Source organism: Micromonospora sp. CA-248212, assembly GCF_050948405.1.
Classification (GTDB): domain Bacteria; phylum Actinomycetota; class Actinomycetes; order Mycobacteriales; family Micromonosporaceae; genus Micromonospora.
This window is the reverse complement of record NZ_CP192023.1, coordinates 4,792,013-4,806,366: the sequence shown is the minus strand read 5'-3', so window position 1 is coordinate 4,806,366 and position 14,354 is coordinate 4,792,013. Positions and strand designations below refer to the sequence as shown.

14 protein-coding genes are annotated in these 14,354 nt (G+C 68.0%); 6 read left to right on the top strand and 8 right to left on the bottom strand.

The window, feature by feature from the left end; translation table 11 throughout:
* The first annotated feature begins 33 nt into the window (after positions 1 to 33).
* The 4 genes from ACQP03_RS22555 to ACQP03_RS22540 all read left to right on the top strand — a co-directional run bounded on the left by ACQP03_RS22555 (position 34) and on the right by ACQP03_RS22540 (position 5,724).
* Complete coding sequence (locus tag ACQP03_RS22555; protein WP_433458287.1) at positions 34 to 1,023, top strand: Ldh family oxidoreductase; 990 nt, start codon at positions 34 to 36, stop codon at positions 1,021 to 1,023.
* Complete coding sequence (locus ACQP03_RS22550) at positions 1,020 to 2,609, top strand: hypothetical protein (RefSeq protein WP_357171123.1); 1,590 nt, start codon at positions 1,020 to 1,022, stop codon at positions 2,607 to 2,609. Before ACQP03_RS22555 ends, ACQP03_RS22550 begins: the two co-directional genes overlap by 4 nt.
* Positions 2,606 to 4,735 carry a hypothetical protein gene (locus tag ACQP03_RS22545; RefSeq protein WP_357171125.1) on the top strand — a complete coding sequence of 710 codons (2,130 nt, stop codon included), beginning with the start codon at positions 2,606 to 2,608 and terminating at the stop codon, positions 4,733 to 4,735. Before ACQP03_RS22550 ends, ACQP03_RS22545 begins: the two co-directional genes overlap by 4 nt.
* 167 nt (positions 4,736 to 4,902) lie before the next feature.
* Complete coding sequence (locus ACQP03_RS22540) at positions 4,903 to 5,724, top strand: sugar phosphate nucleotidyltransferase (RefSeq protein ID WP_357171127.1); 822 nt, start codon at positions 4,903 to 4,905, stop codon at positions 5,722 to 5,724.
* Positions 5,725 to 5,838: 114 nt separating this feature from the next.
* Here the strand turns inward: ACQP03_RS22540 and ACQP03_RS22535 are convergent, their stop codons facing one another.
* The 3 genes from ACQP03_RS22535 to ACQP03_RS22525 all read right to left on the bottom strand — a co-directional run bounded on the left by ACQP03_RS22535 (position 5,839) and on the right by ACQP03_RS22525 (position 7,109).
* A complete protein-coding gene (locus tag ACQP03_RS22535; protein WP_357171129.1) occupies positions 5,839 to 5,979 on the bottom strand; it encodes a hypothetical protein in 141 nt (46 codons plus the stop codon).
* Between the two features lie 72 nt (positions 5,980 to 6,051).
* Complete coding sequence (locus tag ACQP03_RS22530) at positions 6,052 to 6,498, bottom strand: hypothetical protein (protein WP_433458284.1); 447 nt, start codon at positions 6,496 to 6,498, stop codon at positions 6,052 to 6,054.
* A gap of 71 nt (positions 6,499 to 6,569) precedes the next feature.
* Positions 6,570 to 7,109, bottom strand: a complete 540-nt coding sequence (locus ACQP03_RS22525) for an AAA family ATPase (RefSeq protein ID WP_357171133.1) — start codon at positions 7,107 to 7,109, stop codon at positions 6,570 to 6,572.
* Between the two features lie 101 nt (positions 7,110 to 7,210).
* Here ACQP03_RS22525 and ACQP03_RS22520 point away from each other — a divergent pair, with 101 nt between their 5' ends.
* Complete coding sequence (locus ACQP03_RS22520) at positions 7,211 to 8,047, top strand: HAD family hydrolase (protein WP_357171135.1); 837 nt, start codon at positions 7,211 to 7,213, stop codon at positions 8,045 to 8,047.
* Here the strand turns inward: ACQP03_RS22520 and ACQP03_RS22515 are convergent.
* Complete coding sequence (locus ACQP03_RS22515; RefSeq protein WP_357171137.1) at positions 8,044 to 9,306, bottom strand: helix-turn-helix domain-containing protein; 1,263 nt, start codon at positions 9,304 to 9,306, stop codon at positions 8,044 to 8,046. The two genes, ACQP03_RS22520 and ACQP03_RS22515, sit on opposite strands and share 4 nt — an antisense overlap.
* Positions 9,307 to 9,494: 188 nt before the next feature.
* Between ACQP03_RS22515 and ACQP03_RS22510 the strand changes: the two genes are divergently transcribed.
* The gene (locus tag ACQP03_RS22510; protein WP_433458281.1) at positions 9,495 to 10,082 is read left to right on the top strand and encodes a class IV adenylate cyclase; all 588 of its coding nucleotides are present in this window, start codon (positions 9,495 to 9,497) and stop codon (positions 10,080 to 10,082) included.
* 166 nt (positions 10,083 to 10,248) lie between these two features.
* Here ACQP03_RS22510 and ACQP03_RS22505 read toward each other — a convergent pair whose 3' ends face one another.
* The 4 genes from ACQP03_RS22505 to ACQP03_RS22490 form a co-directional block, all read right to left on the bottom strand.
* The gene (locus ACQP03_RS22505) at positions 10,249 to 10,707 is read right to left on the bottom strand and encodes a PPC domain-containing DNA-binding protein (RefSeq protein ID WP_357171141.1); all 459 of its coding nucleotides are present in this window, start codon (positions 10,705 to 10,707) and stop codon (positions 10,249 to 10,251) included.
* A 10-nt stretch (positions 10,708 to 10,717) separates the two neighbouring features.
* The gene (locus tag ACQP03_RS22500; protein ID WP_433461201.1) at positions 10,718 to 11,707 is read right to left on the bottom strand and encodes an asparaginase; all 990 of its coding nucleotides are present in this window, start codon (positions 11,705 to 11,707) and stop codon (positions 10,718 to 10,720) included.
* A gap of 105 nt (positions 11,708 to 11,812) precedes the next feature.
* Positions 11,813 to 13,333, bottom strand: a complete 1,521-nt coding sequence (locus tag ACQP03_RS22495; RefSeq protein ID WP_357171145.1) for a helix-turn-helix domain-containing protein — start codon at positions 13,331 to 13,333, stop codon at positions 11,813 to 11,815.
* Positions 13,334 to 13,545: 212 nt separating this feature from the next.
* On the bottom strand, positions 13,546 to 14,340 hold the full coding sequence (locus ACQP03_RS22490) for an endonuclease/exonuclease/phosphatase family protein (RefSeq protein WP_357171147.1): 795 nt from the start codon (positions 14,338 to 14,340) through the stop codon (positions 13,546 to 13,548).
* Positions 14,341 to 14,354 lie beyond the last annotated feature (14 nt).

Below are 14,354 nucleotides of genomic sequence, written 5' to 3'. Positions count from 1 at the left end.
AGTTTCCTGCGGTGCCTGTATGAGGCAGCGGGGATGACCCGAGTCGGGGCGCGAGTGATGGCCGATACCCACGTGGAGGCCGACCTTCGCGGCATCCCCGGCCACGGCAGCCGATTGGCCCCCGGCTACCTGGACAAGCTGCGCACCAGGCACCTGAACCCGCGGCCCCTGATTCGGATCATGCAGGACGAGGAAGCGGTCCTGGTCGTGGACGCCGACCTGGCCCCGGGACCGGTAGCCGCCCGCCTGGCGGTCGCCGCAGCCATGCTCCGTGCGCGGCGCTGTGGCATCGCCGCCGTGACCGTTCGCCGGGCCGGTCACGTCGGCGCGCTCGGCATTCCCGCCGCGCAGTTGGCCCGGCGCGGCCTGGTGGGCGTGGCCGCCGCGCAGGCGTCCGCACGCAGCGTGGCCCTGCGCGGAGGCACTAGCACGCCGGTCCTGGGCAGCAGCGCGCTGGCGGTCGCCGTTCCAAGTCCGGACCCGCAGCGCCCGGTGCTAGTGGACCTGGCCGCCGCCGCGATGTCCTGGGGCCGCCTGCACCACCTGGCCCGCACGGGACAAGCGTTACCCACCGGGTCCGCCCTCGACGCGAGCGGGCACCGGGTCCACGATTCGAATCTCGCCAAGGTGCTGTTGCCTGCGGGCGAGCGCGGCCAAGCCCTGGCGATCGTCCTGGAACTGCTGGTCGGCGCGCTGACCGGGAGCGCCCCCTTGCCGGCAGGAGACGACGGCCGCGGGCTGATTGTCGTAGCGGTCGACCCTCGCAGCCTCGCCGTCGCCGAGTCGCTGGCCACCGGCGTAGCCGCTGTCGCTCACGCGGTGCGCGAGCAGGGCGCCCGGATGCCCGGAGACCGCGCTTGGTCCCAGCGCGACCGGGCTCACCAGGACGGCATCGCCCTCGACGCCGACGATCTCGCCGCGCTCATTGAGGCCGGTCGCCGCGTGAACGTCCGTGCTCCCCACGGATGGATCCAACCCGAACCCCTGGACGCCAGCACCGGATCACAGAAGGAGCAGATGTGAGCAGTCCGACCAGCACACCGACCCTCGGCGGCCCACCGGCCGCCGACCAACCGGCCCTCTACCGCGGTGCGGCCCGGGCCGAGGTCGCCCACCGCCTGCAAGCCATCCTCGACCTAGCCGACCCCTACCCGGTCGTGAACGCGGCGCGCGAACTCGCCGCCGGGGCGCTGGAGCGGGTTCTGGCTGACGTCGTTGCGGGCCGGCTACTGCACGAGCCCACCGGCCGCCGCATCCCGCTACAGGAACTGCCCGCCCGCACGATCGCTGCGCTCACCCGCACCCACCACCTCGACGCGGACCAGAGCGACGCCCTGGGATTCGCGCTGCGCTGCGCCTTCGCGTGGCCCGGCGTCGTCGGAACCCCGGACGCGCCGCACGCGCTCAAGTCGGTGCTCCCTGCCGGATTCGCGCCGAAAGCAACGGTCGAGCAGATCGCCGCGAGCCAGGCAACCGCCGGGCCTGACGGGTTGAACACCAGCTACATGATCTCGCAGATGAAGGGCGGCATGTCCGCCGACTTCGGCATCGGCTGCCCGCTAATGTGCGCCTACTGCTACCGGCGCGAAGGCGACACCGTCGACGGCTACCTCGGCTCCTGGGAGCCGACCGGGTTCCTCGAACCGGAGGACGTCGTCGCGCGGCTGCTGTCGCACCCGTGGTTCACCCCGCACCACACGCCCATCGGCCTGCACATGTCCACCTCCGAGACGTTCCTGCCGAAGCTGTGGCCGCGAACCTGGCGCGCGTTGCAGCTGCTCGACCAGTTCGGTCTGACCAACCGCGTCTCGTGCATCACGAAGTACACCCTCTCCGATGAGCAGATCGACTGCCTGGAATCCCTCGTCCACGTCGACCTCGACATCAACGTCTGCTACGCAGCCATGCCCGAGTCGATCGAGCCGCCCAACCGTGGGCGCCGCCTGCGGTTCCTACGCCGCATCCTGCACTCCGACAAAATCAACGTCCTGGCGTACTACCGGCCGATCGCCGAAGGGCTCAACACCACCGACGCCCACCTGCGTCACGTCTGGCAGACCTTCAAGGACGCCGACGCCCGCACCGTGGTCCTCGGCGGGCTGAAGTTCGCCGACGACCACGTCCACTCCTTCATGTCCTACGGGCTTCCCCTGCCGGCAGGGTCCTTCACCCCCGGCAAGAAGCTGCTCACCGCCGGCACCGAGGCGCGGATCATGGCTGCCTTCGACGAGGTGTACGCCGACGTGGCCCCCGACCGGCGCCCCGCGGTCCTGAAACGGTCCTCGTGCGGTCGAGCGGTGGAACGCGGCAGCCACATCCCCGACTACAACGGCCACTACGACCAGCCCACCACGAACTGCCGCCTGCGCTGCCCCGCAGCCCAGCATGAGGTGTGCGCGGCAGCGCAGCCGCCGAACGAGGAAACAGTCCGGCACCTCCTGGCACGCATCGGCAGGCCTGACGCCCGGGTGGACATCGCCGGCACCACCGTCGTCGTGCACGCCGAGCTGAGCCCGTTCGAACGAACGTTCCTGCGCCAGAACCTGCTCTACCCGGTGCACACCGCCCGGCAGGCCGCCGAACTCGTCGCCGGAAGGATCACCCGATGACCGCCCCAGCACGTCCCGCGCCTAAGCGGAACTTCCTACCCCTGGCCGAGTCCCCGCTGCTGAACCACTGCCACGACGAGGACGTCGACCTCGCCGTGCTCCTTGCCACGACCGCCGACCCGGAACCGGCCACCGTACGGGCGCTGCTGTCGATCACCGCCGTGCCGGCCGCCGACCGGATCGCCCGCGCGCTCGACGAGCGAACGGACCTGCCCCTCACCTCACTCGCGCTGCTCGTGGCGCACCAACCCGACGCTAAGCAGGCGATCGGTGCCCTGCGGGGCAGACTCTTCCCCAACAGCACCTCACCCGGGGCGTGTCATCGATTCGCCCGCACCATGGCGACCCTCGTCCATCAGCCCGCATCGGTCGACGATGCGTACCTCGACAGTGAACGATTCCGCGCATCCGCCGCCGCAGCGGACCCGGTGGTCCTGGGTCACTTGCTGGCTCCGATCCTGGACGGGGGCACCCTGGCCGCTCCAGCCCAGACCGGGCTGCTCGCGTTGCTCGGCGCCCGCGCAGGCCGCGTCCCGATGGCCCCCATCGACCTGGCGGGCGCGACCGCCCTCGACCGCGCCCGCCAGCAGCAGGTTCGCGCCGCGCTTCTCACACGGCGCGAACAGACGATCCGTGACCTCGCCGACCACACCGCCGGACTGACCCTGGCCGCCGAGCTGTGGTACTCCGCCCTCACGGCCACCGCCGACACCCCCACTCAAGCCAGCCAGGCCCTCGCCCTGGCCGAGAACGCCACCAACACCCTCGCCTCGGGAGAAGACCAGTCCTGCGCCTGGCCCGCCGTCCGTCGCCGTTGGCTGCACGTCACCGCCGCCGCAAGCGCCGCCGAAGCCCAGCCGGGCGGCTGGAAGCAGGCGTGGCAGGCAGCCGAATTCACCGACGAGGGCGCTCGGTGGGACGACACCCAACGCGCCCTCGTGGCCGGCTACGACCTGCTCGCCGACCATGTCCGGAAAACCTGGGGATCACCCCACACCCCGCCCACCCCCGACCAGTACTGGGCCGCCGACCCCACCGGCCGCGCGCTGCTGCACCTGGTCGCCGACCACCTCACCGGCCACCAGACACACAGCCCCCTCCCGCACTACAACGACCAACTCCTCATCGCCTTCGTGCACGGCCTCGCCAAGAACCGCCACGACAAGATCCCCGCGGACCTACACCTGCACGGCCTGATCGCCGCCATCAAGGCCGCCCGGTCCAAAGCCGCCCTCCTGACCCGGCCGGTCCCCGCCGACCTCGGCATCGTCGTGCCGATGCGCGCCGAAGCCCACCGCCTCACCGCCATACATTGCGACGACGCGCTCACCGTCAAGGTCGCCCAACTGGGCTGGCTCCTGCAAGCCTGTCCTGACGCCCACGCCGACCTCCTCCTGGTCGACGAAAGCACCGACGGCGCCTCCGCCCGCGCCGCCCACGCGATCGACGTCGACCACCCGCAGATCCGCGTGACCGTCGCCCAACGCCCCGACGACACCAGCGCAAAAGGCGGCGCCGTGCTCTGGGGCCTCACCGAGCTCGCCGGCGCCGGCCGCACGACCCTCGCCTACACCGACCTCGACCTCACCTACCCACTAGAGCAACTCGGTCTCCACGTCGCCGCCCTCGACCAACCCGGCGTCGGCGCCGCAATCGGCTCCCGCCGCCGCCCCGACTCCCACGGCTACTACCCGCCAACCGGCCCGACCCCCACCACCTGGCTCTACCAACGAGCCGTCCGGGAACTCCTGCACCTCGACGCCACCGACCCGCAGGCCGGCTTCAAAGCCTTCCCAGCCACCGCCCTGCGCACCGCACTGCCCCTCACCGCCGACCACAGCTTGGCGTTCGACACCGACCTGCTCGCCGCCATCGCGCGCAGCGGACACACCGTGGCCGAGGTCGGCGTCGCCGCCCTCCACCACTACGTCGAAGGTCACCGGAGCAGCCCGCACGACTACGACACCATGCTCAACGGCGTCTACCGGCAGGCTCTGCGCCACGGCCTCGACCCCGACACACGCCGGACCCCGACGTGGGACCGCATCCGTCAGGCCGGCTCCCTGGCCGCAGCCGCCGCCGAACCCACGACCACCACCATGCTCAAGGCACCCACCTCACGCTGACGAATCATCGCGGGCCGCCGGCGTCGACACGCCGGCGGCCTGCACCTGTGCGCGCCTTCCTCATGTGCCCCGAATCGGACCAGTGCGATGCGTAAACTGCACAGATCCGCCCGGCTCACTGTCGCCTTACTCTGACGGCCGGTGCAACCCAACCGAAAGGTAAGCACGTGAGGGCCGTCATCGCTGTCGCCGGCATGGGCAGCCGCTTCTTCCCCATCGGCAAAACCATCAACAAGTGCATGCTGCCGATCCTCAACCAACCAGTCGTCGCCTACGCGGTCGCTGACTGCGTCGCCGCAGGCGCCCGCGAGATCGCGATCGTCACCGCCCCTGGCGAGATCGGCCGCCAGGTGCGTCATTACTTCACTGAAGACCACGACCTGAAGGACTACTTCACCGCACGCGGCTGGCAGGACAAGTACACGCCCCTCGCCGAGTTGCACAGCCAAGCCGACTTCACGTTCATCGAACAACCACGCGACGACCGGTACGGCACCGCGCTGCCCGCCATCGTCGCCGCTGACTTCATCGCAGGCGACGACTTCCTCCTCGTGGCCGGCGACGACCTCCTCCTCCGCAACGACGGCGGGTCAGACCTGGCCGACCTCGCCGCTGCCCGAGCCGCCGCCGGAGTACCGGCCGCACTCGCCGCCGCCACGGTGCCCGGCGCCGAAGCCCACCGCTACGGCATCCTGCACCCGCGAGCAGCCGAGGGTCACCAACTACTCGATCAGCTGCTCGAAAAGCCGGACGACTACGGCGAGCCAACCGCGTACATCAACATCAGCCGCACCCTGCTACCCGCCGAAGCCATGGCCTACTTTCAGAAGCTGACCCCGGCGCCGAACGGCGAGTACCAGGCCACCGACGCCGTCATCGCCTTCGCCCGCGACAACGACGTACTGATCCACCCCGTCAGCGGCGAGTACCACGACTGCGGCAACCCTGCCGGCTGGCTCGCTGCCAACACCGCTGCAGCTCTAGCCTGAGGGCCTGGCCTTCCCGGGGATGTCACAACGCCCCACGTCGGGGGCCAGCCCGGCGGATACGCACGTCGGTTCTTCAATGCGCGTTCCGCCTGCCAGGGTGATTGAACCGACGGCTCAGCCTAGGTTTCCGGGGTGCATGACGAAGTTGTACGAGCCGATCATCAGGCCCAGCGCGCCACCGAATGCGGCCCATGCGGCGATGATGGTCTTGCCCGCCCCCCGCTCGTTCGCCCAGGAGATCCAACCGGCGCTCATGGCATTCAGGCTGGCCGTCAAACGGCGAGGATCAGTAACAGGGCCCGGGTCGTGGTTGACGGCACCGCCTAGCTAGGTGTGATCAGGCACGGTCATCTCGCGGCTCGGTGGACCGGCTGTGATCTTCTCGCAGATGCTGAGCAGCTCAGAGTGGTTGCGCAGCTTGGTATACCCCTGGGGAGGATGGAATGCGCCCAGCTGAGCCCTGAGCTGCTCCAGCGACATCCCGGGGTACTCCGTAACTCGTTGGATCGGGATCGCGAAGGCCTGGTCCAGGTCCTGGACGTACTCGAGCACCGAGGCGCCGTTGCCGGGGCGAGACCGTTCGGCGATCTCGGCAATTCGCTCCGGAGTGTCGATGATGGCGGGTCCGAGGTCGATCACCGCGTCGAGCCGGGCGACGGGCCAGGTGAGGTAGACGTACCAACGCGCTGACTGGCCGGTCAGGAACCGGCGTCGGAACTCGTGCGTCTTCTCGCCTGCCCAGAGGAGGTCGTAGTACAGGGGATTCAGCGACATGAGGATGGGCTCGCGGCCGTCGTCAGCCGCGTCGCCGTTCCCGAATGAGCTCGGTTGGCCGCTAAGAGAGATCACGTTGCTGACCGTGCCAGGACCTCCGAGGCCAACTGCGCCACCGGCAGCTGACCATCCAGCACCACCGTGTCGGCCGGCAGCATGCTGACAGCCGCAGCGCAGCGGGCTACCTGTTCCAGCCGCCAAGCACGTACCTGCGCATCACGATCCGGGTCATCCGGCCAGACCGACTGCGCCGCGATGCGCGTCCGTAGGACGTCGGTGGGCACGTCGATGAAGAAGTGGTCGACAAGCACGTCGTGGGCGCGCAGCCGGCCGAAAATCTCGTCAAGATACGACGGCACCACCACGGTCATCGGTACGACAAGCGTGCGTCCGTACTCCTCAAGCAGTGCGATAGCTGTGTCCGCGACGGTGCGACGCCACACCCGCAGGTCTTGAAAATCGCCGCTCACGGGCGGCGGAACGATCTCGCGGAGCATGAAGCCTGGCAACTCCGCATCGAACATCAGCAGCCGGGGATCCTCCGTCGTCAACTGCTGCGACAGAGTCGTCTTCCCAGCGCCGAACGCACCGTTGATCCAGATCACGCGCACGTACCCCTCCTCAGGCCTCCGGCGGATGCACTAGTGATTGATCTGGGCAGGGGATGGCTCGGCCAGCCGAGGGCGGCCAGTTTGCAGTCGGCCAGGAGATCGTGAGCAGACCGTGCGTCTATGTCAGCACCGCTACGTTCCTTCCGAAGAACCCGATGGTGCTGTCGAGTTGCCTGCTTCGGCGTGCGTGCGACGATGGTTCGATGAACCACGGCGGCACCGGCTTGGTCATCTGGGACGTTGACGGAACGCTCATCCCCGCAGACCTGCGCTGGCTGACGCGAGCGATCTCTCGCGCCTACGGCATGGCCGAGTCGGAGGTTGTCTTCCCTGACAAGAAGGTGCACGGCTATACGGACGAGTCGATTGCCATCGACACGGCGATCACCTCGGGCGTCGACGCGTTGGCTGCGGAGGCCGGCATACCCGCCTTCCGCGAGGCCATCGCCGCGGTAATGCAAGAGGGCCGGCGGGAGCTGGCTGAGGTGCAGCCACCGTATCCAGGTGCTGCGGCGAGCATCGCGGAGCTGCACGGCCGTGGTTTCCACCAGACCGTGCTGACCGGCAACCTGCGCTCGGCCGCCGAGGTGAAGCTGCAGGTGTCGGGCTTGGACGAGTTTCTCGATCTCCGCATCGGCGGGTTCGGGTCGGACGCGCGAGACCGCTTCCAACTCCCGGCGGTCGTAGCTGGACGCTACCTCGCGACCTACGGCCAACAGCTCGATCCTGATCGAGTGATCGTCATCGGGGATGCGCCCAACGACATCGCCTGCGCACGTCACGCAGGCTTCCATGTCGCTGTTGTCGCTCACCGGATTGGACATCAAGAGTTGGCCTCCCACCACCCTGACGTGGTACTCGACAGTCTTGACCCAACGGCGGTAGTGGCGGCGGTTAACTCGCTGTGGGCTTCGGGCGGGTCGCCGGCTACCTCTTAGGCAGCCATTTGCTCCTCAAGTTCGCGTACAACCGGCTCAGCGCGCCAGCGGGCCAGCCGCTCTCGGGCTCGTTGAGCTCGGGCGATGCCCCGCTGGTTGCCGCCGGCCTTCAGCTGACCGTAGGTGTCGCCGAGCAGAGTGCAGGATTGCTCTAGCTCGCCGGTCTCGGCGTAGGCGCTCGCGAGGTCGACCGCTGCGGCGAGGGCGACGTTGATGTTCGCGGAGTTGTGTTCGAGGGCCTGTACTACGCCTTCGAGCACCTCGACAGCCTGCTCGGGCTGGCCGAGGAGGAGATGGCATGTGCCCGCGTAGACGTGGAGACGGGCGTTGCTCCAGTCGCTGTAGAGGCCGACACAGTCAATCGGTGACAAGTCGTTGACCGCTGCCTCTGCTCGCGCTAGGGCAGCGGTAGCCTCGCGCGGAAGTCGCAGAGAGGCGTAGGCCTGGGCCTGCTCGGCGGCTATGCGAGCTCGCGCGGCGGGGCTGAGATCTGCGGAGGCGCGGTCGGCCTCGTCGAGAAGCCGCAGGCCGATCATGACGTCACCATCGGCTTCGATCAGCGTGGCGGCTTGAAGGTTACTCTCGAAGATTCGTGCGGTGGCGCTGATCCTGCGGTCACCGAGCCTGTCGCCCAACTGGCGGGCGTAGGCGCAGTGAGCGATTGCGAGAGCACGATTGCCTTGCGCACTCCACAGCCTGCTGGCGACGACGGAAGCTTCGGCGAGCATGGCCCCAATATCAGCACGGATGGGTGCACGGCCGGCTTTGCGGTAGAGCGTCGACAGGCATTCACGGTGCGCCTCGATCAGGCCCAGCAGCGCGTCGGGTGACACGGCTTGGCGTTGTTGCGCCAGCATGCTGGTCAGCGTGGAGAAAGTGTGCCACTCGCCTGCCAGGTAGTCGCCGCCGACCCTGCCGGCTAGCGCCTCAAGAGCGGTGGAGGACGACGGCTCTGGAGCAACCTCAAGCGGCTGAGGTGCCGGCATACTGCTCGGCACGTGTCGGGCGCTGGCGTGGCGGATCCGATCGTATTCTCGGGCCAGACTGCCGCCGGTCCGCAAGAGCTCATCGCATTGGGACCAAAAGTTTCGCCCCACTCGCTGACGGCCAGTCTCCACGTTCGCGATCGTGCTTCGTCCGTAGTTGACAAGAGGCGCAAACGCTTCTTGCGTGTAACTGGCGGCCTTACGGCTGCTGGCGAGCAGCTGGCCAAGAGCGATCCATGCCTTGGCAATTTCTTGCGGTGGAACGCTCGGCATCAGCAGCTCCCGATGGAGACGAACGTCCGCACGAGGCGACACGTGGTGGCGTGAGGACACTCTAGTGCGGAGCTGTGGTGCGTCGGTTACTCAGCGGCTTCTTCCAACATTCTTCCGACAAAATTCCGACATCGCTCTCGCGTTGGCCGGAACTCGTGTGACCTGCGACTTTCGTATGCTCCCTGCTCGTGACCCGTGCGCCAGAGAAGAATGATCATGAGGTTGAAGCCAAGTACCAGGTCAGCGACCTGGGAGAGTTGATCACGGCGCTCGCCCAGCGGCAGGTGGCGTTGACGGAGCCGTCGGTGCAGGACGACCAGGCGTACGCGCCAGCCGGCTGGTCGTACGGGATGTCGAAGATCGGTGTTCCGTTCGCGCGTCTGCGCACGCAGGGGGGCCGCCATCTGTTCACCGTGAAGAAGCCGGTCGACAACGAGATGGCGTGTCTGGAGCACGAATGCGTGATCTCCGACCGCGACGCGATGCACGCTGCCCTCGCCACGATGGGCTGGGTGCCAACCGTGCGAATCGTCAAGCAGCGCCGAACCGGCGAATGGGACGGCGCGACGGTATGCGTAGACGTAGTCGACGGCCTAGGCGCGTTCGTCGAAGTGGAGCGCCTGGTTAGCTCCCAGCTTTCGGGTGAGCAGGTGCAGCACGGACTCGATGCGATGATTCGTTCACTGAGCGTGCCGGTGCTGCGCGTCGTGGACACCTACGACACGTTGATCTGGAACCTGGTTAGCGCCGCCGCCAGGATGTCGGCCCCGGTCTGACGTGGTCGAACCCACACCGGACGCCGTCCCGGCTGTGAACCTGACCGCCAGGTTGGATCTGCTGATGACACCGGTGCCCGATTAACGGGTGCGGCAGCTCAGGCTGACCGCCCCCTTGATCGAGCGCCTCAACTCGCTTCCGTTACGCCGCCGCGCTCGATTGTCTTCATGGGAACTGCAAGAGTGGCACCTCGTAGAGGTCGGCTTGGCGGACGCGCGTCATCGGTGGTTCGGCGATCTCCACGATGATCATTTCGGTGAGGAATTGAACGGTCGCGGCGAGCAGGTGGCTGGTGTGGGCGGTGGCGCTGTGTGCTTTCAAGCCGACAGTGAGGTGGATGTGCGGCTCGACGGTCTCGGTGTCGGGGTTGTAGGCGAGGGTGCCGCCGCCCAGGGCCTCGATATTGGTCAGGTGGACTTTGGTCCACACGGGGGCGTCGGGGTTGTCGAGGCGTTCGCAGGTGCCAACGATGTCCGCGGTGGCGAGGCCCGCAATAAACGTGGGGATGTAGCCCTGGCGGATGCCATAGGTGCGGCAGGTGCGGTCGAGGGCGTCGTAGAAGTCTTCCCCGTGGTCGAAGACGGCGACGATGGTACGTCCGGGGACGACTTCGCGGCTGCGCAAGAGGGCTCCTTCAGGCGGTCGGGGCGTTGGTGGCCGGCTGCTGCGGCCATGGCCACGGCTCGCCGGGGTAGGCCACGGCGCGAAACGCCGCTGCCGTCTCGTGGGCGGTGGCGCCTGCGGCAAGGGTGAGATGGAGCAGGATCCGGGCCTTGTAGGGGTCGAGGAAGCCCGCAGGAACGAGTCCCCGCTCGGTGAGATCCCGCTCGGAGCCCGGGAAGCCGTAGGTGCTGGTGAGCACAGGTCCCGCACCGATGCGGGAGGCGAGGACCACGGGGATCTGCTGGGCGAGCGCAGTGAGAGTGGAGACCCAGGTGTCCGGGACGTGCCCGACGCCGAAGCCAGCGATGACGAGGCCGTCAAGGTGTGCTGCCGTTGCGGACAGGTAAGTCGCGTCGTCGCCGACTGTGGCGGTGTAGAGGCCCACGCGCGGCTGGCGTACGGGTGTCGGTACAGCGTGGCGGGGGGCGGTGCGGCTGAGGAAGCGGGGTTCGCCTTCCACGACGTAGCCGAGTGGGCCGCCGTTGGGTGAGGTGAACGCCTGAGTGCTGACGGAGTGCGTTTTGCGGACACGGTCGGCGGCGTGGATCTCGTCGGCCATGACGACGAGAGCGCCCCGGTCTCGGGCATGAGGGCTGGCAGCGACCCTGGTGGCGGCGAGAAGGTTGGCGGGCCCGTCTGGACCGGCGAGGGTGGGGTTGCGCATGGCACCGGTGACGACGATGGGCTGCGGTCCGGTGTGCAGGAGATGCAGGTAGTAGGCGGTTTCTTCGAGGGTGTCCGTGCCCTGGGTGACGATGATGCCGGAGGCGCCCGCGGCTGCCGCCTGGTGGACGCTCCGGCTCAGGTCAGCCAAGTCGGCGAATGTCAGGGAGGCACCGGGGCGGCTACGGAAGCTGACGACGTCGACCGCGATGCCGGTATCGGCAAGGCCGGGCACAGCGGCCACAAGATCACCGGCGGTCAGCGCGGGCACAACGCCGCCGCCCTCTGACGCGGTCATGGCGATAGTGCCGCCAAGCCCGAAGACCGTCACCCGCGGCGACACGCGCTTTCCTGATGACAATTCCCTGGCCTCCCAACGGCGACGATCATCGCTGCGGGAAGACTAGTCGGTCAATGCAGCGACGTCGGCGAGGTAGCGGCAGGCGCGGTCGATGCCGGCGGTGGACAGATGTCTGCTGCGGGGTTGCACAACGGCGGCGCACCCCTGGTCGGCGAGGTCTCGGCAACGCCTGGCGAGATTTTCCCAGTTCAGATCCAGGTACTCGGTCAGGACACGCAGGCGTGCGGGCGGAGACGCAGCGGCGATAACCGACCGGCCGCTGGCGTGGTTGATGGCCGCGCCGTACTGGCGCACGGTGCGGTGGTCGTCGGTGACGTCGACGTGCCAGATGCCCTGGGCGCCGACCCAGTTGGCGAGCACCGCGTGACGGTCGCGATCAGTCACGAAGCCGGGTGTGCCTGCGTACTCCGGCTCGTCGGTGATGACGATCTCGATGCCGTATGACTCCATCAGTGCCACCGCCAACAGCAGGAGAATCCGCTCTCCGCGAGGGGAGGCGTCGACTGCCGCGCGGGGAATGCAGAAGGCGCGGATGATGCGGTGATTACCGGCGCGCGCGGCGGTGAGGTCCAGATACCTGTGCTTATGGGCGAACAGCAGCCAGGTGCTGGCTTCCTCGCCACGCTGTTCGCGGGTCCAGTAGGCGGGGGTCGAGGTGAGGGCATCTGCGTGTCGGTGGATGTGTCCGGCGCAGAAGACCGACCCGAGCCACATCCTGCCGACGTCGCTGAGATCCGCGGCAAGATCGTGGCTGACTGCGGATCGGCTCATCTGCTCGTAGGAGGCCAGTTCAGCGGTGGCCTGCTCAATACGGGCGTCGTCGGCCAGAAGCGCTTCGTCAAGGTTCGCCACAGCCCACAACAGTGCGAGGACCAGTTCGTCAAGCTGGTACGCCTGCGGGATGACGAGCCGCGCGTCAGGGGCCGCCTGGGCGAGGCGTTGGCGGGCATGGCGGGCGTCCAAGCCGAACAGTTGGGCACCCTGATCGGTTTCGATCCGCCCTACCACCAGACTCCGTCGCGGTGTGCGCAGTAGCCGGTCGTCGCAGTAGCCGGCCGGTACCGCCGTGAGAACTCGGCCGTCCTCGGCCACAGCAGGATGAACGTAGGCCGGTATCGCCAGTCCAGGGAAGAACCTGCCGTCGGGTGCCCACAGGTCAACGACGTATGTCTGGGGGGCGAAATCGCCATTTGTTGTCTGGGGCGCGAGCAAGGAAAGCGCCGTTGGCGCCGGTGTTTCTGTGCGGGTGGCGAACGTGGCCCCGCGTGCCCGTCCACCGTCGAAATGTCCTGCGGTGTTGCGCGTTACCAATACTCGGAGCCGGTCGTACTCCGCTGCGAGCACACCGCCGGTATGCAGGATCTCGTCGCAACGAACCCAGAACTCTCGGCCGATGCTCTGGCGACCGCGCTCCACGTTCGCGATCGTGCTGCGCACGTAGTGCGTCAGCGGCGCCAGCGTCTCTTGCGTGTAGCCGGCGGACTTGCGCGCTTCGGCGAGTCTTTTGCCGAGGTCAGCCCGGGCTTGGGCCAGCTGCGGCGGCGGGGCAACGGACACGATCACGCTCCGAGGAGGACGAGCGGGACAAGCTACCAAGACATGAGCATTGAGGTGACCTACCGTCACGACTCTAGCTGGATTCCGTAAAGAAACAGGCCAGGGAAGTCCGGGGTCACGAGGCTCAGCCGGCCTTCCGCTCTGCTCGGCTCCATACCCGCAGCAGGCGGGAAGCAGACTCGGCGATGACCGCAGACAGTATTCGAGGCCGACACTGTTCAGAACAGTGCTGGCACGGCAGTAGTTAGCCGCTCGGCAACGGCGCCCGGGGTGACGTTGAGGCAGGCGGTGAGTGCCGCATGGTCGGTGAGCTTCGCCTGGCGGGGCTGGTGTAGGTAGGTGCTGGACACCACCGTAGGCATGAGCGCGGCGCCGGCGTGGAGATAGTCGAAGCGGTATCCGTTGCCGTTTCTACCAATCCAGCTGTGCGCCTGCACTCCGGGGTGTAGAGCGCGGTGAACGTCGATGAGCCCGAGTGCGTCGAGGGCGTCGAGGAAGTCGTACTCGAAGGGTCGGAAGCCGGGGTAGCGGGGTTGGTGGTCGCGGCTGATGACGTTGTAGTCCCCGCCGACGACCAGGTGTGCGCGGTCGGCGGCGGATAGTCGGGTGAGTGCGTCGGTGACGGTGGTGAGGAAGTCCCGTTTCTTGGCGAGTTTGGCTGGTGCCCGGTCGCTGGAGGGGACGTAGAGGCCGAGGATCGTGACGGCTGGGTGGGTGTCGAGGGTGACGGCGGGGGCGCGGCCGGGCAGGCTGAGTCCGGCGCTGAGGTCTGGGGCAGGCCGGGTCGGGATGCGGCTGGCGATAGCGCAGCCTCGGTCGCCGTCGAGTGAGGGCTGGTGGGTGACGGACATGCCGGCCGCACGAAGGCCGGCAAGTAGGTGCTGGGTGCCGGGTCCGTTGCTGGTTTCGGTCAGGATGACCAGGTGGTCGTCGCGCTGGAGCAGCCAGGTCAGCAAATTCTGCGCGCGTGCGAGCGCGGCGGCCTGCACGTTGATCGTCAGGATGGACAGCACGGTGAGCCTCGCTG

Bases quoted from the DNA above. Each gene is read 5' to 3' on its own strand.
- ACQP03_RS22555 (WP_433458287.1), top strand. From the start codon at position 34: ATGACCCGAGTCGGGGCGCGAGTGATGGCCGATACCCACGTGGAGGCC.
- ACQP03_RS22500 (WP_433461201.1), bottom strand. From the start codon at position 11,707: ATGACCGCGTCAGAGGGCGGCGGCGTTGTGCCCGCGCTGACCGCCGGT.
- ACQP03_RS22535 (WP_357171129.1), bottom strand. From the start codon at position 5,979: ATGAGCGCCGGTTGGATCTCCTGGGCGAACGAGCGGGGGGCGGGCAAG.
- ACQP03_RS22530 (WP_433458284.1), bottom strand. From the start codon at position 6,498: ATGTCGCTGAATCCCCTGTACTACGACCTCCTCTGGGCAGGCGAGAAG.
- ACQP03_RS22545 (WP_357171125.1), top strand. From the start codon at position 2,606: ATGACCGCCCCAGCACGTCCCGCGCCTAAGCGGAACTTCCTACCCCTG.
- ACQP03_RS22515 (WP_357171137.1), bottom strand. From the start codon at position 9,306: ATGCCGAGCGTTCCACCGCAAGAAATTGCCAAGGCATGGATCGCTCTT.